General features: G+C 69.5%; 21 protein-coding genes. 11 read left to right on the forward strand and 10 right to left on the reverse strand.

What is annotated here, in order from left to right; all coding sequences use genetic code 11:
• Positions 1–67 precede the first annotated feature (67 nt).
• The gene (locus ACFWY5_RS38415; protein ID WP_379637699.1) at positions 68–625 is read right to left on the reverse strand and encodes a thymidine kinase; all 558 of its coding nucleotides are present in this window, start codon (positions 623–625) and stop codon (positions 68–70) included.
• 61 nt (positions 626–686) lie between these two features.
• Here ACFWY5_RS38415 and ettA point away from each other — a divergent pair, with 61 nt between their 5' ends.
• Positions 687–2,351 carry an energy-dependent translational throttle protein EttA gene (ettA, locus tag ACFWY5_RS38420; protein ID WP_379614871.1) on the forward strand — a complete coding sequence of 555 codons (1,665 nt, stop codon included), beginning with the start codon at positions 687–689 and terminating at the stop codon, positions 2,349–2,351.
• A gap of 196 nt (positions 2,352–2,547) precedes the next feature.
• Here ettA and ACFWY5_RS38425 read toward each other — a convergent pair whose 3' ends face one another.
• The gene (locus ACFWY5_RS38425; RefSeq protein WP_379637700.1) at positions 2,548–4,011 is read right to left on the reverse strand and encodes an MFS transporter; all 1,464 of its coding nucleotides are present in this window, start codon (positions 4,009–4,011) and stop codon (positions 2,548–2,550) included.
• A gap of 290 nt (positions 4,012–4,301) precedes the next feature.
• On the opposite strand from ACFWY5_RS38425, the gene ACFWY5_RS38430 reads away from it, so the two are divergent.
• The 4 genes from ACFWY5_RS38430 to ACFWY5_RS38445 all read left to right on the forward strand — a co-directional run bounded on the left by ACFWY5_RS38430 (position 4,302) and on the right by ACFWY5_RS38445 (position 7,896).
• Entirely contained in the window at positions 4,302–5,624 is a 1,323-nt protein-coding gene (locus ACFWY5_RS38430) for a DNA-3-methyladenine glycosylase 2 family protein (protein ID WP_379637701.1), read from the forward strand.
• A 67-nt stretch (positions 5,625–5,691) separates the two neighbouring features.
• Positions 5,692–6,207: a VOC family protein gene (locus ACFWY5_RS38435; protein WP_379614877.1), complete on the forward strand. Its 516-nt coding sequence runs from the start codon at positions 5,692–5,694 to the stop codon at positions 6,205–6,207.
• 30 nt (positions 6,208–6,237) lie between these two features.
• Positions 6,238–6,660: an acyl-CoA thioesterase gene (locus ACFWY5_RS38440; protein WP_379614879.1), complete on the forward strand. Its 423-nt coding sequence runs from the start codon at positions 6,238–6,240 to the stop codon at positions 6,658–6,660.
• A 69-nt stretch (positions 6,661–6,729) separates the two neighbouring features.
• On the forward strand, positions 6,730–7,896 hold the full coding sequence (locus ACFWY5_RS38445; RefSeq protein ID WP_379637702.1) for an MFS transporter: 1,167 nt from the start codon (positions 6,730–6,732) through the stop codon (positions 7,894–7,896).
• A 29-nt stretch (positions 7,897–7,925) separates the two neighbouring features.
• Here the strand turns inward: ACFWY5_RS38445 and ACFWY5_RS38450 are convergent, their stop codons facing one another.
• From ACFWY5_RS38450 to ACFWY5_RS38465, 4 genes are all read right to left on the reverse strand, one after another.
• The gene (locus ACFWY5_RS38450; protein WP_379637703.1) at positions 7,926–9,443 is read right to left on the reverse strand and encodes an alpha-amylase family glycosyl hydrolase; all 1,518 of its coding nucleotides are present in this window, start codon (positions 9,441–9,443) and stop codon (positions 7,926–7,928) included.
• A gap of 17 nt (positions 9,444–9,460) precedes the next feature.
• The gene (locus ACFWY5_RS38455; protein WP_379614885.1) at positions 9,461–9,841 is read right to left on the reverse strand and encodes a globin; all 381 of its coding nucleotides are present in this window, start codon (positions 9,839–9,841) and stop codon (positions 9,461–9,463) included.
• Positions 9,842–9,857: 16 nt separating this feature from the next.
• On the reverse strand, positions 9,858–10,802 hold the full coding sequence (locus ACFWY5_RS38460) for a mechanosensitive ion channel family protein (protein ID WP_379637704.1): 945 nt from the start codon (positions 10,800–10,802) through the stop codon (positions 9,858–9,860).
• A 462-nt stretch (positions 10,803–11,264) separates the two neighbouring features.
• Positions 11,265–11,519: a hypothetical protein gene (locus tag ACFWY5_RS38465; RefSeq protein WP_379614889.1), complete on the reverse strand. Its 255-nt coding sequence runs from the start codon at positions 11,517–11,519 to the stop codon at positions 11,265–11,267.
• A 297-nt stretch (positions 11,520–11,816) separates the two neighbouring features.
• On the opposite strand from ACFWY5_RS38465, the gene ACFWY5_RS38470 reads away from it, so the two are divergent.
• The 5 genes from ACFWY5_RS38470 (at position 11,817) to ACFWY5_RS38490 (ending at position 17,768) form a co-directional block, all read left to right on the forward strand.
• The gene (locus ACFWY5_RS38470) at positions 11,817–13,370 is read left to right on the forward strand and encodes an XRE family transcriptional regulator (protein ID WP_379614891.1); all 1,554 of its coding nucleotides are present in this window, start codon (positions 11,817–11,819) and stop codon (positions 13,368–13,370) included.
• On the forward strand, positions 13,367–13,855 hold the full coding sequence (locus ACFWY5_RS38475) for a GNAT family N-acetyltransferase (protein WP_379614894.1): 489 nt from the start codon (positions 13,367–13,369) through the stop codon (positions 13,853–13,855). The genes ACFWY5_RS38470 and ACFWY5_RS38475 overlap by 4 nt, the downstream gene beginning before the upstream one ends.
• A gap of 272 nt (positions 13,856–14,127) precedes the next feature.
• A complete protein-coding gene (locus ACFWY5_RS38480) occupies positions 14,128–15,378 on the forward strand; it encodes a DMT family transporter (RefSeq protein ID WP_379637705.1) in 1,251 nt (416 codons plus the stop codon).
• A gap of 260 nt (positions 15,379–15,638) precedes the next feature.
• Complete coding sequence (locus tag ACFWY5_RS38485) at positions 15,639–17,288, forward strand: tetratricopeptide repeat protein (protein ID WP_379637706.1); 1,650 nt, start codon at positions 15,639–15,641, stop codon at positions 17,286–17,288.
• 27 nt (positions 17,289–17,315) lie between these two features.
• On the forward strand, positions 17,316–17,768 hold the full coding sequence (locus tag ACFWY5_RS38490; RefSeq protein ID WP_379637707.1) for a hypothetical protein: 453 nt from the start codon (positions 17,316–17,318) through the stop codon (positions 17,766–17,768).
• 43 nt (positions 17,769–17,811) lie between these two features.
• On the opposite strand, the gene ACFWY5_RS38495 is transcribed toward ACFWY5_RS38490, so the two are convergent.
• From ACFWY5_RS38495 to ACFWY5_RS38510, 4 genes are read right to left on the reverse strand one after another with little or no spacing between them, the layout of a single operon-like run.
• Complete coding sequence (locus tag ACFWY5_RS38495; protein WP_379637708.1) at positions 17,812–18,849, reverse strand: ABC transporter ATP-binding protein; 1,038 nt, start codon at positions 18,847–18,849, stop codon at positions 17,812–17,814.
• Positions 18,846–19,655 (reverse strand): ABC transporter permease, encoded by an 810-nt coding sequence (locus ACFWY5_RS38500; RefSeq protein ID WP_379637709.1) that lies wholly within the window; start codon positions 19,653–19,655, stop codon positions 18,846–18,848. Before ACFWY5_RS38500 ends, ACFWY5_RS38495 begins: the two co-directional genes overlap by 4 nt.
• Positions 19,652–20,545: an ABC transporter permease gene (locus ACFWY5_RS38505; RefSeq protein ID WP_379614906.1), complete on the reverse strand. Its 894-nt coding sequence runs from the start codon at positions 20,543–20,545 to the stop codon at positions 19,652–19,654. Before ACFWY5_RS38505 ends, ACFWY5_RS38500 begins: the two co-directional genes overlap by 4 nt.
• Positions 20,542–21,618, reverse strand: coding sequence for an extracellular solute-binding protein (locus ACFWY5_RS38510; RefSeq protein WP_379637710.1), 1,077 nt, complete (start codon positions 21,616–21,618; stop codon positions 20,542–20,544). Before ACFWY5_RS38510 ends, ACFWY5_RS38505 begins: the two co-directional genes overlap by 4 nt.
• 292 nt (positions 21,619–21,910) lie before the next feature.
• On the opposite strand from ACFWY5_RS38510, the gene ACFWY5_RS38515 reads away from it, so the two are divergent.
• Complete coding sequence (locus tag ACFWY5_RS38515) at positions 21,911–23,341, forward strand: aldehyde dehydrogenase family protein (protein WP_379637711.1); 1,431 nt, start codon at positions 21,911–21,913, stop codon at positions 23,339–23,341.
• The last annotated feature ends 3 nt before the right edge of the window (positions 23,342–23,344 follow it).

The raw sequence follows: 23,344 nt of genomic DNA on the forward strand, positions 1-23,344 counted from the left end.
ATGAGTCTGTTGAAGATCTCCCCCCGTTCTAAGCCCGTGGACACCCCGAACCATAGGGGGGCTAGCCCTACCTTCTGACGTGGACCCGGCAGCGGGCCTGGTACTTGTCCTCGCCGCCCACGTGCTCGGCGACCACATCGGTCGCGCTGCCGTCCGCCTGCGTCACCCGCTCGTGGAAGATCGCGTCGTTGCCGCAGACCAGGCAGATCGCGGTGAGCTTCGTCACGTGCTCGGCCAGCGCCATCAGAGACGGCAGCGGCTCGAACGGCCGGCGGTCGAAGGTCACGTCCAGACCGGCGACGACCACGACGGCGCCGCGCACCGCCAGCCGGTCGGCGACCTCGGCCAGATCGGGGCCGAAGAACTGGGCCTCGTCGACCGCGACCAGATCGGCGGCGGGGTCGGCCATGGACTCGATCCCGGCGGCGGTCGCGGCCGAGCGGGCCGGGTGGCCGGCGCCGGCGTGGGAGGAGATCCGGTCCGCGCCTCTGCGTACGTCCAGCCGGTGGGTGAACACCTCGACCCGGCGTCCGGCGATGACGGCCCGCCGTACCCTCCGCAGGAGCTCTTCGCTCTTGCCCGCGAACATCGGCCCCGCGATGACCTCGACCCGTCCCTGGCGCACCCGCACACGTTAACCGCAACCGTGGCCGGGGCGGGGTGACACACGCCCTAAGCTAGAGGGCATGGCCGAGTACATCTACACGATGCAGCGCGTACGCAAGGCGCATGGCGACAAGGTTGTCCTGAACGATGTCACGCTTTCGTTCCTGCCCGGCGCGAAGATCGGCGTGCTCGGCCCGAACGGCACCGGCAAGTCCACTCTGCTGCGCATGATGGCGGGCCTGGAGCAGCCCTCCAACGGTGACGCCAAGCTGATGCCCGGCTACACCGTGGGCATGCTCCAGCAGGAGCCGCCGCTCAATGAGGACAAGACCGTCCTCGGCAACGTCGAGGAGGCGGTGGCCGAGACCAAGGGGATGCTCGACCGCTTCAACGAGATCGCCGAGCTGATGGCCACCGACTACAGCGACGCGCTGCTGGAGGAGATGGGCAAGCTGCAGGACGAGCTCGACCACCGCAACGCGTGGGAGCTCGACTCGCAGCTCGAGCAGGCCATGGACGCGCTGCGCTGCCCGCCGCCGGACGCCGACGTGACGACGCTGTCCGGTGGTGAGCGCCGCCGCGTGGCGCTGTGCAAGCTCCTGCTTGAGGCGCCCGACCTGCTGCTGCTCGACGAGCCCACCAACCACCTGGACGCCGAGAGCGTGCAGTGGCTGGAGTCGCACCTGGAGAAGTACGCGGGCACCGTCCTGGCCGTCACCCACGACCGCTACTTCCTGGACAACGTGGCCGGATGGATCCTGGAGCTCGACCGCGGCCGCTGCTACGCCTACGAGGGCAACTACTCCACCTATCTGGAGGCCAAGGCGCAGCGTCTGAAGGTCGAGGGCCAGAAGGACGTCAAGCGCAAGAAGCGCCTGGAGGACGAGCTGGAGTGGGTCCGCTCCAACCCGAAGGCCCGCCAGACCAAGAGCAAGGCCCGTCTGCAGCGCTACGAGGAGATGGCCGCCGAGGCCGACAAGCACCGCAAGCTGGACTTCGAGGAGATCCAGATCCCGCCGGGCCCGCGCCTGGGCACCACGGTGATCAGGGCCGAGAAGCTCACCAAGGGCTTCGAGGACCGCGTCCTGATGGAGAACATCACCTTCGACCTGCCCCGCAACGGTATCGTCGGCATCATCGGCCCGAACGGCGTCGGCAAGACCACGCTGTTCCGCATGATCACCGGCCAGGAGAAGCCCGACAACGGCGCCATCATCGTCGGCGACACCGTCAAGATCTCCTACGCCGACCAGTCGCGCGGCGGCATCGACCCGAACAAGAACGTCTGGGAGGTCGTCTCCGACGGCCTCGACTTCATCAAGGTCGGGCAGGTCGAGGTGCCCTCGCGCGCGTACATCGCGGCGTTCGGCTTCAAGGGCCCCGACCAGCAGAAGAAGGCCGGCGTGCTGTCGGGCGGCGAGCGTAACCGCCTCAACCTCGCACTCACCCTCAAGCAGGGCGGAAACGTCCTCCTGCTCGACGAGCCCACCAACGACCTCGACACCGAGACGCTGGGCTCACTGGAGAACGCCCTGCTCGACTTCCCGGGCTGCGCCGTCATCACCTCCCACGACCGGTGGTTCCTTGACCGGATCGCCACGCACATCCTGGCTTGGGAGGAGGGCTCGAACTGGTTCTGGTTCGAAGGCAACTTCGCCGACTACGAGAAGAACAAGATCGAGCGTCTGGGCGCCGACGCCGCCCGCCCCCACCGCGTCACCTACCGCAAGCTCCACCGCGACTAGCTTCACCGGTTTCCGGCTGCTCGCCGTATTAGGCCGCCGTCCTCGTCCACGAGGGCGGCGGCCGGTTTACGCTGCCCGGCCTTAGACGCTTCTTCTAACCTGCGTTCGTGCCTTTCTCCTGCCTGTGATGGGTGCGGCCCTTCTGCTTGTGGCTCGCGGCCGATCGGGGTGTTTCCCTCGGTGCGCTGCCCATCCGTTACGGCTCCGCCGCCCCCACGCCACCCGCCGACGTACGCTCGCGCCGATCGGGGGGATCGCTTCTCACGTCGGACGTGGTACCCGCCGTCACGGCTCCGCCTGCCCAGGCAAGTGCCACAACGGGACCGGCGGCGATCACCAGCATGGTGAGGGCGGCGGCGCCCAGTTGTCCCGTGGACAGGAGTGGGGTGACGGTCGCGGCTCCCAGGGGTGGGGTCGCCTGCATGAGGGTTCGCAGGAGGGCGAAGCCTCGTCCGCGCATCGGGGCGGGGATCCTGGCCATCCTGAGTGACTGGGCCCAGACCGTCATCGGGGCGCTGAACAGGCCGATGACCAGGAAGCCCGCTGCCACCGCCCAGGTGTTCGGGGTCGCCAGCACGGCCAGGAAGCCGGTGGCGGCCAGGAACTGAACCATCGCTATGGCCCGCATAGGGCGTCGGCCGGGGCTGCGGCTACCGGCGGCCGTCGCGCCCAGCAGTTCGCCGACGGCCAGGGCTGAGAGCAGGACACCCAAGGTCTGTGCGCCGCCGGTCAGCTGGGTTTTGGCCAGCCACGGGGCGGCGACCAGGAGCATGCCTTCGGCCACGTTGAACGCCATGAACGCCAGCGTGGTGACGACCAGAACCCGGTCTCGGAACAGGAACCCGAGCTTCTTGCCGTGCGGTCCGGACAGGCCTGTCGCCGGGCTGACCGGGCTGAACGAGGTCGCCCGGCTCGTCGGGTCGTTGGGTTCCGCTGGAGGGACCTGTGTGGTGGGTGGTAGCTGGGACGGGATGCCGGGGTGGTTCGGCGAGGGTGGGGACAGGGTGTTTGGTTGTCCTGGGGGTGGGGTGGCGGGGAGAGCCGGTGAGGGGGACAGGGGGCGGCGGACGGTCAGGGCTGCTGTGGCGAACAGCGCGTAGGACAGGGCGTCGAAGGCCAGGACCAGCTCGCTGCCGATGGTCCCGATCAGGAACCCGGCCAGCGCGGGGCCGAGCACGCCCGCGACGCTGAAGCTCACCGACTCCAGCGCGTTGGCCGCGTCTCGGTCGCGGGGTTCGACCAGGTCGGGGATCGCTGCCGGGAATCCGGCCAGGGGGATCATCTTGAACAACCCGTACACGGCGGCCACCACGAACGGGAGCGGCTCCGGGACGCCGCCCAGCGCCGAAGCGAGCGGTACCGACGCCATGGCCAGCCCGCGCACCACGCTGTCGACCGCGAGCACGTGCCGTTTGTCGAAACGGTCCAGCACCGGTCCGGCCAGCAGGCCTCCGGCGAAGACCGGCAGGGTGTAGCAGATCGCCAGCAGGCCCAGTTGGCCGGCGCCACCTTCACGGGCCAGCACCAGCCAGGTCAGCGCCACGAACGTCATCCCATCGCCCACCAGCGACAACGACGAGCCGAGCCACAACACCCGGAAGTCCCGCCCGGCCAACGCACGCCGATAGGGCCCGAGCCGGGCCCGCACCTGAAGCACCATGCCGCCCACCCTCCCGCCCGGCCAGCCCCACACGCTGGCGCCCATCGGCCACCGACCCCGCCTTCACCCAAGCGTCTTCGGGGTAATGCCGCAGCGGTCCAGGAGACGCCGAGTGGTGGTCACGCGCTCCCGATCAGCACCGCGAGCTGTCCCGCTTCGGCCGAACGCCGGGCTCAGGAGCGTCGCCGGTCCACGGGGGCCGGACAGGGCGGTGGCGGGTCAAAGGTGGTGTGGGGATGGTGTCCGATGGGTGCCGGTTGGCTGGTCAGGGGTGTGGCAGGCTGGTTGGGATGATTGATGAGGAGGTGGCCTTCGCGGCCATGGAGAGCCGGGATCCCCGGTTCGACGGGTGGTTCTATGTCGGGGTTGCCACCACCGGGATCTACTGCCGTCCCAGTTGCCCGGCTGTCATGCCGAAGCGGCAGAACGTTCGCCTCTTTCCGTCCGCCCACGCGGCCCAGGCCGGCGGGTTCCGGGCGTGTAAGCGGTGCCGGCCCGATGCCGCGCCCGGGTCGCCGGAGTGGAATCTCCGGACCGATCTGGCCGCCAGGGCGATGCGGCTGATCGCCGACGGGGTGGTGGACAGGGAAGGGGTGGCGGGCCTGTGCCGGCGGCTCGGGTACAGCGAGCGGCAGGTGCATCGCCAGCTCGTCGCCGAGGTCGGGGCCGGGGCTCAGGCGCTGGCGCGGGCGCAGCGGGCGCGTACTGCCAGGATGTTGCTGGAGTCGAGCGGGCTGCCGGTGAGTGATGTGGCGTTCGCGGCCGGGTTCGCGAGCATCAGGCAGTTCAACGTGACGATGCGTCAGGCCTATGGGAGCACGCCGAGCGCGATGCGTGGGGAGCGGCGGGTGCCGTCCGGGGTGATCGCGTTGCGGCTGGCGTTCCGGCCGCCGATGGACGTTCGTGCCATGCTCGACCGGCTGGGGAGTGAGGGGCTGCCCGGGATCGAGGAGTACAACGAGGGGTATACGAGGTCGCTCGATCTTCCTCATGCTCCTGGGATGGTCACGCTCACCGAGGTTCCGGGCGCCGGTCATGTCGGGTGTGAGCTGCGGCTGGATGATCTGCGGGACCTCGCCGCGGCGGTGCGGCGCTGTCGCCGGCTGCTCGACCTGGATGCCGACCAGCACGCCATCGACGCCTTCCTCGCCGCCGACCCGCGGCTCGGGCCGAGCGTGGCCGCGCGCCCCGGGTTGCGCGTGCCCGGTCACGTGGATCCGCACGAGCTGGCCGTACGCACGGTGCTGGGCGAGCGCGCGAGCAAGCTTGTCGAGCGGTACGGCCGGCCGCTGCCGAACCCGGTCGGCGCCGTCACCCACACCTTCCCCGACCTCGCCACCCTCGCCAAGGCGCGACTCGACGACGACCTGAAGATCGCAAGACCATTGGTAGAAGCGCTCGTGGACGGCAGCCTGCGGCTGGACGAGGCCGCCGACCCGCAGCAGGCGGGCAAGCGGCTCACCGACCTCCCCGGCCTGGGCGAACGGGAGGTGGCGCTCATCCGGATGCGCGCCCTGCACGACCCGGACGTCCGCCTGAACCACCCCGGCGAGGACCGATGGCGCCCCTGGCGCTCCTACGCCGCACAGCATCTGAAGGCGCATGGCACCTGAAGGCCGCGCGGCACCCGCCCGCCCATGTCTAGAATCAAATTCTAGATGGCGCGAGAGGAGCCAAAGCGTGGGACTGGAACAAGATCTTGACGGCCTCGGCGTGACGTTCGACCACACGGCGGTGGCCGCCCCCCGTATCAGGGACCTGCTCCCGATCTACCAGGACCTTCTGGGCGGACGGCACCTGGGCGGCGGTGGCGACAGCCGGGCGGCCGGGTACCGGACCGTGCAGCTCACCTACACCGGAGGCGGCAAGGTCGAACTCATGGAACCCCTGGCCGGATCGCCCTTCTTCGACAGCTTCTTCGAGCTGACCCGGGGCAGGGGCGGGGTTCATCACCTCAACTTCCACGTCACCGACATGGACGCGGCGGTCGCCAGGCTGACCGGGAAGGGGTACCGGCTGCACGGGCTGAACACCGGCGACCCGCGCTGGCGCGAGGTGTTCCTGCACCCGAAGGAGGCGCACGGCGTGCTGATCCAGCTGGCCCAGTCCGGCGGCGACCACGGCGGGACCCGGGTGAGCCTCGACGACGTGCTGGCCGGACGTGGGTTCGACGGCAACGGCATCCCCAGCCCATGACCACGCGATGACAGTCGATAGCGTGGAGGGGTGGTCAAGAGATCCCCGGCCAAGCGGCACATCTTCCCGAGGATGGTCAGGTTCGCCGACATCGACTCGCTCGGGCACGTCAACAACGTGCGGTTTTTCGACTATCTGGAGGATGCCCGGCTGGGGATGCTGCACATCGACCCGTATCGCGCCGGGGACGCGCCGTTCAAGGGGCTCGTGGTGTCCCGGCATGAGATCGACTACCGGCGGCCGCTCACGTTCCGGGCGGATCCGGTCAGCGTGGAGACGTGGGTGACCGAGGTGCGGCCGGTGCGGTTCACGCTGGAGTACGAGATCCGGGACGAGCACGAGGTCTTCGTGACCGCCCGGTCGGTGCTCGTGGCCTATGACGTGGACCGTGCGGCGCCGCGCCGCCTGCTGGAGGACGAGCTCATCTATCTCAAGCGGTATCTCGCGGAGTAATACGGGCTCGCGCAAACAGCCTCATGTCATGAAATATCGGAGGTTGTGGGCGATAAGAGGCGTTGGGGGATGCTGGGACTCGGCGTCAACGCTCATACGAGTGTCACGCTCGGACTCTTCGGGCTTCCGCTGGTCATGCCGGACATTCAGCGCGACTTCCAGGTGTCGCTGCCCGTCGCGGCGGTGATCGGGAACGCTCCCGGCATCGGGGTCCTGTTCGCCCTTGTCGCCTGGGGCGCGCTGGCCGACCGGCGCGGCGAGCGGGTGGTGCTCGGCGCCGGGGTCGGGCTGGCCTCGGTGTTCCTGGCGGCGGCGGCGTTCGCCCAGGCGGCGTGGGCGGTCGTCGCGCTGCTCGCGCTCGCGGGCGCGGCCGGATCGGCGGCCATGGTGGGCGGCGGGCGCATCGTGCTGCGGTGGTTCGATCCGCCGGAGCGCGGCGTCGCGATGGGGCTGCGGCAGGTCTCCTACACGCTCGGGATGGCGGTGGCGGGCTTCCTGCTGCCCGCGGTGTCCAGCGCGTATGGTCTGTCCGGCGTGTTTCTGGTCTGCTCCGCGTTCTGCCTGGTCGCGGCGGTCCTGGCCGGACTGTTGCTGGCCGAGCCGCCGCGCGAACTGGCCGCGGCGAGCGCTCCGCAGGCGGCCTCGCCGTACGGGAAGAGCGTGTTGTGGCGGGTTCACGGCACGAGCGCGCTGCACGTCGTGCCGCAGATCGCGGTCAGCACGTACGGCGTGGCCTGCCTCGTCGGCACCTACGGGTGGGACACGGTGCACGCGGGGCAGCTTTTCGGGGCGGCGGCCATCGGGGGAGCGGTGGTGCGGATCGCGGTGGGGCGCTGGTCGGACCGGACCGGGCTGCGGATGGCGCCGTTGCGGATCCTCACGGTCACGACGGTGGCGGTGCTCGCGCTGCTGGTCGGCGCGCAGGTGGCCGCCGGGGTGGCGGCGATCGCGTGGGCGGGGCCGGTGACGCTGGCGCTCGCGGCGGTGCTCACCGTGGCAGGGAACGGGCTGGCCTACCTGGCGGCGGGAGAGCTGGCCGGGCCCGGCTGGGCGGGGCGGGTGCTCGGCACGCACAACGGCATCCAGAACATCGTCGCCCTGGTCGCCGCGCCCCTGCTCGGCGTGCTGATCGCGCACACGGGGTTCTGGGCGGGGTTCGGGGTCGGGCTGGTGCTGTGCCTGGCCTCGCTGCCGGTGATCCCGGTCGGCTCGGAGCGGGACCGGGGGGCGCCATGATCAGGCTCACCATGACGCCCGCGGGCTGTCTAGGGGCGGTGGAGCCAGGCCGCCGTGTCGGGCGGGAGCAGGCCGCCGTCGAGCGGGCCGCTCGACAGAAGCACGCTGTCGTACGGCGGAAGCCGCACGGGTTCCAGGCCGCAGTTGAGCACGCAGGTCAGCGGGCCACGGGTAAGGAAAAGCGCACCTTCGGGGGAATCCAGCCACTCCAGGGTGTATGGCAGGGAACGTAGGAGGTCACGGCGGGTGGTCAGGGCTTGGCGGTAGAACTCAAGGGTCGAGGTGGTCTGCCCGGTCTGGGCTTCCGCGCTCAGTTCGCCGAAGGCTTCCGGCTGGGGGAGCCAGGGCTTGACGTCGCCGGGGGAGAAGCCGAACGAGGCGCCGCCGGAGGTCCAGGGAATCGGCACGCGGCAGCCGTCGCGGCCGGGGAGCTTGCCCTCGGACTGGCGGAAGACCGGGTCCTGGCGGGCTTCCGGGGGAAGATTCTTCACCTCGGGGAGGCCTAGTTCCTCCCCCTGGTAGAGGTATGCACTACCGGGCAGGGCAAGCATGGTGAGCAATGCGGCTTTTGCCCGCTTAAGGCCGGTGCCCGGGTCTTCGGCGTCGTAGCGGGTGCGGTGCCGTACGACATCGTGGTTGGACAGCACCCACGTCGCGAACGGGACCGTCGCCATCGTCTCGTCGATCACCTTCTTGAACGCCGTCGGCGACCACGGCGCCTGCAGCCACGCGAAGTTGAAGCTCTGGTGCAACTCGTCCGGGCGCACGTACTGGGCCAGATCCTCCGCCTTGTCCGTCCACACCTCGCCGACGGCCATCCGCTCGCCGGGGTAGGAGTCCAGGACCTTGCGCCACTGCCGGTACACCTCGTGCACCTCCGGCTGCCCCCACACCGGCGAGACCGACGTGAACGACTGGTCCTCGACGTCGGGCAGCCCCTCGGCCTTGTACAGGCCCATGGCCACGTCGATGCGGAAGCCGTCCACGCCGCGATCCAGCCAGAACCGCAGGATGTCCAGGAACTCCGCGTGCACCTCGGGATCGCGCCAGTTGAAGTCCGGCTGGCCCGGCGCGAACAGATGCAGATACCACTGCCCGTCCGCCACCCGCGTCCACGCGGGCCCGCTGAACGTCGACTGCCAGTTGTTCGGCGGCAGCTCCCCGCCCTCCCGGAACAGGTAGCGCTCGCGCCGCTCGCCCCGCAGCGCCTCCCGGAACCACGGATGCCGGTCGGAGCTGTGGTTCGGCACGATGTCCACGACCACCCTCAGCCCGAGCTCGTGCGCGTCGGAGACCAGCGACTCGAAGTCGCCCAGCGTCCCGAACAGCGGATCGACGTCACGGTAGTCGGCCACGTCATACCCGCCGTCGGCCATCGGAGAGGTGTAGAACGGCGTCAGCCAGATCGCGTCCACACCCAGATCTCTGAGGTACGGCAGGCGCTCCCGGATCCCGGGGAGGTCGCCGACACCGTCACCGGAGGCGTCGGAGAAGCTGCGGACGTAGATCTCGTAGACGATGGCATCACGCCACCAGGGGATATCCATGTGGCGTGTCATGCCCGCTATGTCGGAGTGTTCACCATGCTGTGCGCCGCGTACACCAGATAGTCCCAGAGCCGCTTCTCCAGCTCCTCGGTCAGCTCCAGATCCTCGACCGCGTCGCGCATGTGCCGCAGCCAGGCGTCCCGCGCGGCCACGTCGACCTGGAACGGCGCGTGGCGCATGCGCAGCCGCGGATGGCCGCGCTCCTGGCTGTAGGTCGTCGGCCCGCCCCAGTACTGGATCAGGAACCCGCGCAGCCGGTCCTCGGCGCCGGCGAGATCCTCCTCCGGGTACATGGGCCGCAGCAAGGGGTCCTCCTTGACGCCCTCGTAGAAGCGGTGCACGAGGCGCCGGAACGTCTCCTCGCCTCCGACGGCGTCATAGAAGGAAATCTCAGTCACGGTATAAGCCTAAGTGTTAGGGAGCGATGGCTATTCCCGCCGCGTCCAGGGCGGCCTTGACCCGGAGCCTCAGCTCGCGGGCCACCTCGGCCTGGCGGGACGGCAGCGTCTTGGCCGAGACCCGGAAGACCAGCGAGCTGTCCGACAACTGCTCCACGCCGAAGACGCTCGGCTCCTCCACGATCACCGACTCGCGGTACTCGGGGTCCTCCCACAGCTCCGCGGTGACCCGCTGCAGCACTTCGCGTACTGCGGCGACGTCGGAGTCGTAGGCCACCGGGACGTCCATGTAGGCGCGCGACCAGCCTTGCGACTCGTTGCCGACGCGGGCGATGGTGCCGTTGCGCACGTACCAGACCCGGCCGTCGGCGTCGCGCAGCCGCGTCACCCGGAGCGTGACCGCCTCCACCGTGCCCACGGCGGCGCCCACGTCCACGACGTCGCCGACGCCGTACTGGTCCTCCAGCAGCATGAACATGCCCGCGATGAAGTCCTTGACCAGCTCCTGCGCGCCGAAGCCGATCGCCACGCCGAGGATGCCGACGCTGGTGAGCAGCGGGGCGATGGGGATGGTCAGCCGGTCCAGGACGGTCAGGACGGCGGTGCCGATGATGACGATCGAGGCGATGTGCTTGAGCACCGAGCCCATGGTCTCGGCGCGCTGCTTGCGGCGCTCGCTGAGGAGGGCGTCGATGCCGTCGGTGGCGGCGCCGTTCTTACGGAAGCGGCCGGCGATCGGGGTGGTGGTGGACGCCCGGTTGACGACCCGGCCGATCAGGCGGTGCGCCACGTTCTTGATGACGAAGGCGATGACCAGGATGAGGACGATCGTGATCGTGGTGGCCACGACGGGCGCCCAGCCGTTGTTGCCCATCAACTGAGCGAGGCCACTGCAGATCACCGTGTCCTTGCTGCAGAGGTCGGCCATGCCCGTGCCGAACTTGTCGATCGTGTCGCTCAAGCCGGTGGAGGACGAAGGCGATGGTGATGGCTGTGGCGTGACGAGCACGAGGTGGATCCCCTCCGGATGCGGTTCGGTCGACGGTCACTAATGAGCAAATCGCCTCAAAAGATACCGCCGACCGAACCGGCCGCCGTCACATCACGCCGGGGAAGACGGGGTCGCCAGGGCCCGGGGCCGCGGAGGGCGGGCTTGGCGCTCCGGTGACGGACGGCTCGGACGGGACACACACCCGGAAGCATGTCCCGTGCCGTTCTCCGGGAGGGATCCCCCGATACACCCTCCGGTTCGACCCGGAAGGCGGTCCAAGCGTTACGAGCTGAGAAAAGGGGCCGGAACCGGCGAGATGCCCAAGGATTCCGCAAACGGAAACCCTCCGCACCGGGCACCCCGCCGGCTCCGAGAGGCCGCGCTGGGCGCGGTGAGCCGAGGTGGCTGCGCTCCACCCGGATCACCGCATGGTCACTCCCCCACCGCGGCGAGCACGCGTGCGACCTTGGTCGCTGCACCGGCCGGATCGTCGGCCGTATGCATCCGTTCGCCCCATGACCAGCAGTACCACCAGTCGGGGACGTCGGCGTTCGGCCGGCAGGTGACGTTTTCGGACAGGCTGGTGGCCGCTGGATTGATGACCCGTACGAAGAGCCGGCCGGACTGCGTCCGCACTACTCTGGCGAGCAGCCCGTGGCCGCACAGTTCCGCCACGAGCCTCTCCAAGTGTCCGACGTTGTCGCCTCCCACCTCGATGCCTCCCTTGAATCGTTGCTGGTGAGCAAAAGATGACTCAAGTCTGCCGGTGACGCAACGAGGCCCCCCTGTACACAGGGAGCGACCTTCTCCCTAGTGGGTTGTAAGAAACAGTCCGCGGGGGGACGATCCTTAACCGTAAGCTTCAAGAGGACGTTTTCAACCTGTCATTAATGGGCCATAGTTCTTGGTAGGCGCAGTGCTATCTTCGGACTACGCTGCGTCAGCGGTAGCGGACCCGTCGGGACGTGTGTGAGAGGGGCCGGGATGTCCGGCAGACAGCACAGGGAAACGGAAATGGCACGGCGGATCCGGGCCAAGGGCCTCGCCGCCGGCCGTACCGCTGCCCAGATCGCTGAGGAGATCCACGAAGCCTGTGAGCCGCAGTTCGGGACGACCAAGATCAAAGGTCATCGCCTGAGCCACGGCATCGCGCTGGCCGACGTGATCGAGCAGGTGCGCGCCCTGTTCGAGCGAGATGAGAAGCCGCCGCCGGGAATCGGTGAGACGTTGCTGTCGGCGTACGAGAGCGGGCTCAAGCGGCCCGGACCCGAATACCTCCATTACCTGTGCAGCGTCTACCGGGTCGAGCCCAAGTCGCTCGGCTACGACGGCCCCTGCATCTGCGGCCACGGGCACCGGATGCCCGGCGTGGTCCGCAGCGAGACGGTCGACACCATCGAGATCGACCGCCCGCGCGACATCTGGGTTCCGGCCTCATCGGCCGGGCCCACGGACGAGGTCGGCGAAGAGCACGAGAACGTCATGCGCAGGACGTTGTTAACGCTGCTGCGCGGCGACACGTCGCTCAGGCTCGACGCCCAGATCATCGGCGCCGCCGAGGGCATCAGGAGACGGATGGACGAGATGCTGGTCTCGTCCACCGTCTCCGCCAACATGCTCGACCAGTGGGAGGACGCCACCCTCGCGTTCGGCCGGCAGTACACCACGACCGCCCCGCTGCGGCTCCTGTGTGACGTGCTGCTGGAGCTGAGCGCGGTGCGCGCCGCGATGTCGTGCAGGCAGCCGATCGACCTTCAGGAACGGCTGTGCCGCATGGCCGCCCAGCTCGCCGGGCTGAGCGGCATGATCATGATCAACCTGGGCGACCACCGGCTGGCCCGATCCTTCTTCCGCACCGGCCGTACCGCGGCCGACGAGACGGGCGACCGGGCCCTGCGCGCGTGGGTCACCGCTCGCGAAGCGCTCGTACCCCTCTATTACGGCGACGCCCGCGAAGCGCTCAACCTCGCGAAGAAGAGCCGCGACCTGGCCGGCCAGACGTCCTGCGCGGCGCAGGCCATGGCGCCGGTCGTCGAGGCCCGCGCGCTCGCCATGATCTCCGGCACCGACAGCAACAAGGAGATCGTCGACCAGGCCAAGCGCGCGCTGACGCGGGCCAGGAACGCCTTCGCCCACATGAAGGCGCACGAGCAGGAAGACGTCGCCTTCGGCTACACCGAGAAGCAGCTCTACTTCTACCAGGGTGACGTCCTCACCAAGCTCGGGCAGACGCTCGAAGCGGAGGTCGTCCTCGGTCAGGCGCTCGACAAGTACTCCGACCACATCCTCGACCAGACGCTCATCCGCCTGGACCAGGCGCAGTGCCGCCTGATCGAGGGGGATGTCGACGAAGCCCTCAAGATTGGCACGGCCGCTCTCAAGAAGCTGAGCGACGAGTACCGCACCGAACTCGTCATGCGGCCCGCTCTGCAGTTGGAGCAGTCCGTGAAAGCCAGGAAACCCAACCACCCCGATCTGCCGGGCTACCAGAGTCAGCTCTACAAGGCATCCGTCGGGGAAGGGAGCAATGGTGCATGAACCTGAAGATCAGGCGCTACCGCTGGTCTGACCTTGACACGATCCTCGCCCTGCACCGCATCTGCCTCGCGGAGGTGGGCCTGGTGCCGGGCGACGGCGTCTACTACGACGACGACTTCCCGCGTATCCAGGAGATCTACCTGGCATGCGGCGGTGACTTCCTCGTCGGCGAGGTCGACGGCCGGGTCGTGGCCATGGGCGGCATCAAGCCCGTCGACGCCGGCATGGCCGAGATGTGCCGCCTGCGGGTGCATCCGCAGTTCCAGCGGCGCGGGTTCGGCCGGGCCATGGTGCAGGCCCTGGAGGCGCGGGCACTGGAGCTCGGCTTCCACAGTGTCCAGGGCGACACCACGCTCAACCAGAAGGCCGCTCTGGCGTTGTACTTCGCGCTGGGGTGGCAGGAGGTCTCACGGCGGCGCGTAGGGTCGCTGACCGTCGTGTTCATCGAGAAGCGCCTCACCTCCGCGGCCGTCGCGGACCGCTGATCCGTCCTTCTCCGGGCGCCAGTCACCACTGGCGCCCTTTCCATGTCCGGGGACGCCTGGGAAGAGATGCCCAAGGTGGGCGAGGGAATTGTGGGGAATGGACGATTCGTCAAAGGGGCCGGGTAGGGCTGTGCGGACCCGTGAGTGAGGCCCTTCACTCCGAGTGGTAGAGGAGCATCACCAGCTCCGGGCTGTACACCGACGGCTGCTGATTGTAGTGCCATGCTTTTCCCATGGCAGGCGTGCCCGCTCCCCGACCCCTCCTGGGAGCCGTGCTTCTGTTGTTCGTCAGCGCCGCTTGGGGGTCGGCGTTTCCGCTGATGAAGGACCTCATTCACCGGTTACCAGTGGAGGATCTGCTCGCCGAGCGATACACCATCGCGGCGATCACTCTCGTTCTCCTCCGGCCGGGGTGTCTGCGGGGGCTTTCGCGGTCCACCTGGACCAGCGCGATCGTTCTCGGGGTGATGTTCGGTGTGGGGCAGGCGGCCCAGGCGGTCGCGCTGGAGAGCCTGCCCTCCTCGGTGTCCGGCTTCGCGGTGGGGTGCAGCGTGATCATCACGCCGCTCCTCGCGCTGGCGCTCTTCCGGGTCCGCGTCCCGACGCGGGTGTGGATAGGGGTGGCGCTGGCGATGGCGGGGATGACGGTGTTCACCCTGCTGAGCGGGGCCGAGGACCACGAGCTATCCATTGTCGCGCTGGTCGTCACGCTCGGGGCGGCGGCGCTCTACTCGGGGCACACGCTGCTGCTGGCGCGGGTGTCCAGGGCCGGGCAGGGCTTCAACGCCTATGCCGTCACCGTCATCCAGCTGGCCACGATCGGGCTGTCCACCGGCGCCTTCGCGGCGCGGGACGGGATCGTGCTCCCGGCCACCGGGGGCGACTGGATGATCCTGGCGCACCTGTCCGTGGTGGCGTGCGCGCTGGGCTTCCTGGCACGTTCCTACGGGCAGATCCACGTGCCGGCGGTGCCGAGCGCGGTGCTGATGTCGTCGCAGCCGCTCTGGGTGGCGGCGATCGCGGTGCTGTGGTTCAGCGAGCCGGTCGGGATGAGCCTGATCATCGGCGGCGGGCTCATGGCGGGGGCGATGCTGCTCGTCGTGCCCGGCCGCGGCGGCCCGCCGATGACGGGCGAGGTGGCGAAAACCGAGCAGTCCCCGCCGGGCTCCGACGCCGGGCTGCTGCGGGTCTCGCGCCGCGCGGCGAAGGTCCTCGCGGACCTTCGCGTCAAACGCGACGATCCACTCAAGTTGGTCCGTACGGCGCTGCCGATCGTCCCGGTCAAGGCGATGGCCTGCGCGGAACGGGAGTCGTGTCCATGGAACAACCGAGCCGTCAAGGGCAGCGGCGAGCCGAGCCTCGACCGCCTGCTCCAGCGTGCCACGGCGATCGTCCGGGCACGTTCGGCCTCGGGACCGGGGTGCTGCCAGTCGGTGACCTTGCTGGGTCGCTGCCTGTGCACGCTCATCGAGGAAGCCGAACAGCAGAAGGTCACGGCCGCAAGCTGGTTTCGGCCCAACTAATCAACAAATAACGGCCAATAAGCTACAGCAAGTTCTCACCTATTGGCCTCCGGCTTATTCCTTATAAATCTTGATATTCGGTGGAGTGTCCGAATAATGGTGAATTACCCCGAACTAGAGAGGTACACCATGAAGCGCATCGTCGTCCGTAAGCCGGGAACCGCGAAGCTTACCGGGACCTCCAGCGTCATTCACCAGGGGTGATAGAGAACAGGTCCCATCTCAGGGTTCAGGGTGCACCACCGGCCCGAGTAGACGACATGGCGCTGCTGGTGCCGCCGATCGACGCGCACCGGCTGCCTCATGGTCCCTATACCGTCGGGGCAGCGCTACTGCACCACCTCGTGCCGGCCGCCATGGAACGTTCCGAACGTCTCGTGGCGGCCCACGACATCGAGATCCGTGCGGCCGCGCCCGGTCTTCGCGACCGGGTGCCGGCCCGTCGGGTGACGCTCGACGCCGAGCTGCCCGACGACGAGCGGATCCTGGTCCCCGCGCCCCGCCGTACGCTGAGGATCGCCAACGGACTGGCGGAGTTCGTGCGCGCGGCCGCTCCGCCCGGCGGCGCCGTCGTGGTGTGCAACGCGGCATGGGCCGACCCCACCGACGCCGAACTGCTGAACGTGCTGATGCGCAGGGTTCCGGCGGAGGTGCTGAGCTTCACCGTCTACGAGGACGGTCCCGAACATCCCGGCGACGAGCGTGACGCCGAGGAGCTGTGGCGCGTCGTCGATCGGTGCGTGCGGGAGGGGTTCCTGCACGCGGTGGTCGAACTGGGCGAGCGCGGCATGGACCGCGCCCCGGCCGGAGGCGCCCTGTGGTGGCGCTTCGCCCAGCGCACCGCGACCGCGCTCGGCGGGCTCGGCCGTACCGGGGAGGCGCGGGCACTGTGGGAGCACGTGCGGCGCGTGAGCCAGGATCCGGCCGTCCACGCCGCCGGCGCGTACGGCACCGCCATGCTGGACGCCCGCCACCCCGATCCCGCCCAACGCGACCTGGGCCGGGCCCGCGCCTGGCTCAACCAGGCGATCGCCATCTCCACCCTGCTGCCCGACCCGGTCGAGCGCGCCTTCAAGCTCGGCTTCGACCGCAACGGCCTGGCCCTGGTGGAGCTGCGGCTCGGCAACGCCGGGCGGGCGCTGGAGCTGGTGGAGTCGGCGCTTCAGCTGGCCAAGGAACTGGGGGAGCGGCACCCGGTGCACCGGATGGTGCTGCTGGCCAACCGCGCGCAGTTGCTGGCCGGTGCGGGCCGTACCCGTGAGGCGCTCCAGGACTACGACGCGGCGATCGCGCTGGACCCCGCCTTCCCCGACTACTACGTCGACCGCGGGAACCTGCGCTTCCGTCTCGGCCGGTACGCCGAGGCGCTGGCCGACTACGAGGCGGCCATCGAGGCGGGCCCGCCGCTGCCCGAGGCGTACTACAACCGGGCCGAGCTGCGCCTGGCCGAGGGTGACGAGGAAGGCGCCCTGGCCGACCTGGGCCACGTGATCGTGCTGGATCCCGGCTACCTCGACGCCTACATCAACCGGGCCGGGCTGCTGGCCGCCGCCGAGCGGGACGAGGAGGCCAGGACCGACGTGACGGCCGGGCTGCTGCTGGCGCCGGGCAACCCGCACCTGCTGGCGGTGCTCGGCCAGCTGGAGACGTCCGCGGGCCGGTACGACGCCGCGCACGAGGCGTTCGAACTGGCCGTCGCGGCGGCGCCCGAACTGGCCGCGGCCTGGGCCAACCGGGGCGTGCTGCGCTACGAGACGGGAGATCTGGAGGGCGCGGTGGCCGACCTGACGCGGGCGCTGGAGCTGGAACCGCAGGCCGACGTGCACGCCAACCGGGCCATCGCGCTGCGCGAGCTGGGCCGGGTCGCCGAGGCCGCCTGGGACGAGAAGCGGGCCGCCGACCTCGCGTAGATCACGATGATTGGCCATGATGGGGCCATGCGGGGGCGGTGGGCGAGGGCGGCGGCGGTCTATGCCGCGCTGGGGCTGGTGTGGTGGGCCAGTGTCGAGCTGGTCTACCAGGCCGTCGGCTGCGAGGAATGGGGATGCCTGGCCACGCTGCTCGGGTCCCAGGCGGCGGTCTCGGCGGCGGTGCTGGTCGGGGCCGGGTACCTGCTGCGGCTGGTGAACGTGGCGCGGGCGGCGGCGACCGGGTGGCTGGCCGCGGTGCTGGTCGCGCTGGTCCTGCTGGGGCAGTGGGTGCTGCCGGTGTGGACCGATACGGTGCCGGACAGCGTGTCGGCGGTGGTGGCGTTCGGGCTGAGCGGGGCGGCCGCGGCGGTGGTGACTGAGCGGGGGCTGCCGGGGTGGCTGCGGGTGCTGGTGCTCCTGGTCGTGGGGGCTGCGGTCCCGGTCACGCTGGCGTGGGTACTGGCCACCGGGAACGGCTGACCGGGCGGTCGGGTGATCGCCCGGCGGGGCCGTACCGGAAATGTCAGGCGGGGAAGACCTGGACGTGCGCGTCGGCGACGCGCACGCGGACCTCGTCGCCCGGTGTGAGGCCGGATGCCGCGCGCGAGGAGATGTCGGCGAAGACCGTGGCGGGGTGGCCGTTGACCTGGACCTGCGTGTAGACGCGGGTGGTGGCGCCGAGGAAGACGGTGACGTCCACGGTGGCGCGGGCACCCTCGCCTTCGCCTTCGCGGGAGAGTTCGACGTCCTCGGGGCGGAACATGGCGAGGACGCGCTCCGACGGCGCGGGCACGTCGAACGCGCCGCCCGCGCGCACCCTGCCGTCGACCGCGGACAGTTCGAGCGTGTTGCGGTTGCCGACGAAGCCGGCGGCGAAGCGGGTGGAGGGCGCGGTGTAGATCTCGGCGGGCGGGCCGCACTGCTCGATGTCGCCGGCGTTCATCACCGCGACGCGGTCGGAGATGGCCAGCGCCTCGGCCTGGTCGTGGGTGACGAAGACGGTGGTGATGCCGACCTGGTGCTGGATGCGGCGTACCTCGTCGCGCAGCCGGGTGCGTACCTGGGCGTCGAGGGCGGACAGCGGCTCGTCGAGCAGCAGCACCTCCGGGCCTGGCGACAGGGCGCGGGCGAGCGCGACGCGCTGCTGCTGGCCGCCGGACAGCTGGTTCGGCAGCCGGTCGCCCAGCTGGTCGAGGCCGACGAGGGCGAGCATCTCGTCCACGCGCTCCTGCGTGCGCCTTCTCTCCTCCTTGCGCACGGTGAGGGGGAAGGCGACGTTGCCGCGGACAGTGAGGTTGGGGAAGAGGGCGTAGGACTGGAAGACCATCCCGATCGGCCGCTTCCTGACCGGCACGCCGGACATGTCGGCCCCGCCGATGGTCAGCCGGCCGCTGTCGAAGGCGGTCAGGCCGGCGATGCAGCGCAGCAGCGTCGTCTTGCCGCAGCCGGAGGGCCCGAGCAGCGCCAGCATCTCGCCCTGTTCCACGTGGACGCTGACGCCGTTGAGGGCGGTGTGCCCGGAAAAGCGCTTGGTGATGCGGTCGAGTACGACATGGCTCATGAGATGGTGTTCCCTCCCATGCTCGCGCTCACCCGGCCGCGGCCGAGCCAGACGACCAGGGCGGACAGCGCGAACAGCAGGCCGAAGGTGAAGATGGTGACGACGGCGAGCGCGTTGGGGTCGCCGAGCGTGCGGGAGACGAACTGGCGGGCCGACCACAGCGGAAGCGTCTCGAAGCTGACGCCGGTGAGGATCTTGGCCAGCGCGAACTCGTTCATGGCGGTCGCGATGACCAGCAGCGCGCCGGAGACGACGCCGCCGCGGATGGCCGGCACGATGACCTTGACCAGCGTCCGCATCGGGCTCGCCCCGCACGTCGCCGCGGCCTCGCTCAGCTGTACGGCTCCCGCCGCCAGCAGCGAGCTCTCCACCGCCCGGTACATGAACGGGAAGGCGATCGCCGCGGTCGAGGCGGCCAGCAGCCAGAACGTGCCGAACAACTGCGGCGCCAGCGACTTGGTGACGAGCTGGATGCCCGCCCCCACGACCACCCACGGGATCGCGAACGGGATGACGGCGATCGTCTGGATCATCGAGCCGATGCGCGGATTGTGCACCACCGACCAGTATGCGGCGGGCACGACCAGCACGATCTCGATGACGACCACCACGGCCGACAGCAGCAGCGAACGCCCGAGCGCGCCGACCACGTCCGGCTTGGCGAAGACGTTGATCCAGTGGCTCAGCGTGTAGCCGTCGGGCAGCGGGGTGTCGGTCCACCGCGTGGCCACCGAGTAGAGCAGCGCGGCCAGCAGCGGCAGGCCGAAGTAGACGGCCAGCAGGCCGAGGAAGACGCGTCTGGTCACAACCACCTCGCGGCGCGCTTGAGGCAGAGCCGGTAGAGCACGGTGGCTCCGATGGCCAGGATCATCAGCAGCACCGACAGGACGGCGGCGCGGCCGAGGCCGAAGACCGAGGTCTCCAGCGTGGTGCCGATCTGCAGGGTGATGAGCTTCTGCGAGCCCGGCGAGGCGGCCACCGCGTACGCGACGGCGTAGACCCCGATGGTCCAGGTGAAGACGAGCAGCCAGCCGGCGATCACGAACGGCGACAGCACCGGGATGCCGACGTACCGCCAGAACTGCCACCGGGTCGCCTTGCAGACCTCGGCCGCCTCCTGCCAGTCGTCCTTGAGTACGCTCAGCGCGGGCAGCGTGAGCAGGACGAACATCGGCACGTTGAAGTACAGGTAGACCAGGTTCATGCCGTTGAAGGAGCCGGTCGAGGGGAACGGGTTGCCCTCGATGCCGAGCAGCGCCTTCAGAATGAGCGTCAGCATGCCGGTGGAGCCGATCAGCGCGACGAAGCCGAAGGCCAGGCCGATGCCGGCGAAGTTCGACGCCACGTTCATGAGCGAGAGCCAGAAGGCGCGCCCGCCCAGCCGCATCCGGGTGATGAGCCAGGCCGCGGGGGCGCCGAGCGCGGTGGCCAGCGTGGCCTGCACGACGCCGAGCGCCAGCGAGCCGCCGATGGCCTGGCGGTCCACGGGGTTGCTCGCGACCTTGGTGATGTGCTCGAAGCCGAGGCCGCCGTCCGGCAGCGCGAAGCTCTCGTACACCAGCATGATCGCGGGCAGCACCAGCGTGGCCGCCGTGAACAGCAGCAGGGGCAGCGCCGGCCCCCATCTGATGAGGAATCTGCGGGGGGACGACCGGCGGGTGAGGATCGCCGGTCGTCCCTCTACGTGGGAGGTCACGCGAGAACCTTGGCCTCCCAGTCGGCGACGATCGTCTCGACGTTGACCTTGGTGATCTCGATCTCCTTCACGGGGGCGTACGCGCTCTCCGGCAGCCAGTTGGCCTTGGCCTCGTCCGGGACCTGGAGGTCGCCGTTCAGGGCGCGGATGGGGCGGGCGCCGAACTTGGCGAACAGGAGCTGGGCCTCGTCGGACAGCACGTACTCGAGGAAGCCCTTGAGGAAGTCGCCCTTCTTGGTGTTGTACCTGTTGATGATCAGGCCGGAGGGCGACCAGACGGAGCCGTCGGCCGGGATGATCACCTCGACGTTGACGTTCTTCTCCTTCAGCGCGGCCTTCTGCGCGATGCCGTTGAAGTCGTAGTTGATCTGGATGGGGGCCTCGCCCTTCTCCAGCGTCTCCTCGCTCATCTTGACGTCGCTGAGGTTGCCGGCGTCCTTGAGCTTCTTGAAGTAGCCGTAGGCCGGGGCCAGGTTCTCGGCCGAGCCGCCGTTGGCGACCGCGGCCGCCACGACCATGGCCTGGCCGGTGCCGGACGAGGCCGGGTTCTTGGTGGAGATCATGCCCTTGTACTCGGGCTTGAGCAGGTCGGCCCAGCTCTTGGGTGGGTTCTTGACCTTGTCGGTGTTGACGACGAAGGCGGGCGCGCCGACGAAGGTGGCGACCCAGCCGCCCTTGCCCTTCTGCCAGTCCTTGAGCTTGGCGGCCGACGGCGGCTGGTAGGCGGGCACCACGCCCTTGGCCTCGGCGACCGGGCCCCACATCAGGCCGATGTCGCTGGCCGTGGCGATGGGGTTGGCCTTCTCCGCGTCGATGCGGACGATCTCCTCCGAGGAGGACATGTCGGTGTCCTTGTGGGCGCAGGTGCCGCTGTGCTTGGCGCAGAACGCCTTCACCACCTCGCCGTAGTTGGCCCAGTCGGGGGCCAGGCCGTACGTGGGCAGGTCCTTGCCCTGCTCGGCGATCTTCGCGGCGTCCGGTGCGGCGGCCCAGTCGTAGTCACTCGCGCCCGCTCCGCCACAGGCCGTCAGCGCGAACAGGGATGCGAGAGCAACCCCGATACGAAGTTTCATCCTTTATCTACCCTTCTGAGGGATTTCGCACCGAATGCTGGCTTATGTCGGATATCCCTCGGGCTTCAAGGAGGTGAATTCGGGGTGAACTCGCGCCTTGCCATCAAGAGGGGTGGCTTTCGGCATGTCTAGTCCAGGTGTACGGCCCGGCCAATGTGTGATTTGCCTATGGCGGCCATAGGCAGAGGCATATAGCCGCTGTCTATCGGGGGCATCAGGCTTATCCCCCTTGTCCGGAACATCCCTGGCAATGAGGCTTTGCCGTACTAGACCATGAGAGGAAAGGAACTCGATGGCGACGATCCCGAGTCGCTACCTGCTCAACCACATCGGGGGCGAATGGCGTGCCCCCGAGAGCGGGCAGACGCGGCCGAACATCAACCCGGGCGACGTCTCCGACCACATCGGGGATTTCGCCGAGTCCGGCGGCGCCGACGTCGAACTGGCCGTCGAGGCGGCCGCCGCGGCCATGCCGGCGTGGAAGGCGCTCGGGCCGATCAAGCGGGCCGAGTACCTGCGGGCCGCCGAGCGCCTCATCGAGGAGCGGGCCGAGGACTTCGCCCAGGCGATCACCCGTGAGCAGGGCAAGCTGCTCAAGGAGGCCCGCGGCGAGGTGAAGCGGGCCCTCGCCATCCTCGACTTCACCGCGGGGGAGGGGCGCCGGCTCAAGGGCGAGACGCTGCCGGCCGAGGAGCCGCGGACGTTCGCCTACACCTTCCGCGCGCCCATCGGCGTCGTCGGGCTGGTCACGCCGTGGAACTTCCCGCTGGCCATCCCGATGTGGAAGGTCGCGCCCGCGCTGCTGGCCGGGTGCGGGGCGGTGCTCAAACCGTCGCCGTTCACGCCGCTGACCGCGGCGCTGCTGGTGGAGGCGTTCGTGGACGCGGGTGTGCCCGCCGGGGTGCTCAACCTCGTGCAGGGCGACATCGCCGCGGGTGAGGCGCTGGTCTCCCATCCGCGGGTGGCCGGCATCAGTTTCACCGGATCGCTGCCGGTGGGCCTGGCCATCCACACCGCCGGCGCGCCCCGCCTGCTGCGCACGCAACTGGAGCTCGGGGGCAAGAACGCCGTGCTGGTGCTGGCCGACGCGGAACTCGACAAGGCGGTGAAGGCCACGGCGTTCGGCGCCTTCGGCCAGTCCGGGCAGCGGTGCAGCGCCACCTCACGGGTCGTCGTGGACAAGGCGGTCAAGGAGCAGTTCCTGGACAAGCTGGTCGCCGAGGTCGCCCAGATCAAGGTCGGCGCCGACATCGGCCCGGTGATCAACGAGGCGCGCATGCAGGCCTGCCTGGACGCGATCAGAACGGCCCAGGAAGCCGGCGCGAAGGTCGTGGCCGGCGGCGGGCGCGCTCCCGGCAACGGCTTCTACGTCGAGCCGACCGTGCTGCGCGACGTGCCGTGGGACAGCGAGATCGCCCAGGAGGAGATCTTCGGGCCGGTGCTCTCCGTGGTCGACTGCGACGGCTTCGACGACGCCATGCGCATCTCCAACTCCGTCAAGTACGGCATGAGCGGCACCATCTTCACCCAGGACCCGGCCCTCATCTTCGAGGCGCTGGAACGCTTCGAGGCCGGGATGCTGCACGTCAACCGGCCGGGCGTGGGCGCGTACGCGCATCTGCCGCACATGGGCGCCAAGCTGTCGCAGTTCGGCCCGCCCGAGTGCTCGCCGCAGGTCTGGGACTTCTACACCGAGTGGCGGTCGGCGTGCGTAAGTTACTGACCG

The organism is Nonomuraea sp. NPDC059007 (assembly GCF_042740555.1).
Lineage (GTDB): Bacteria > Actinomycetota > Actinomycetes > Streptosporangiales > Streptosporangiaceae > Nonomuraea.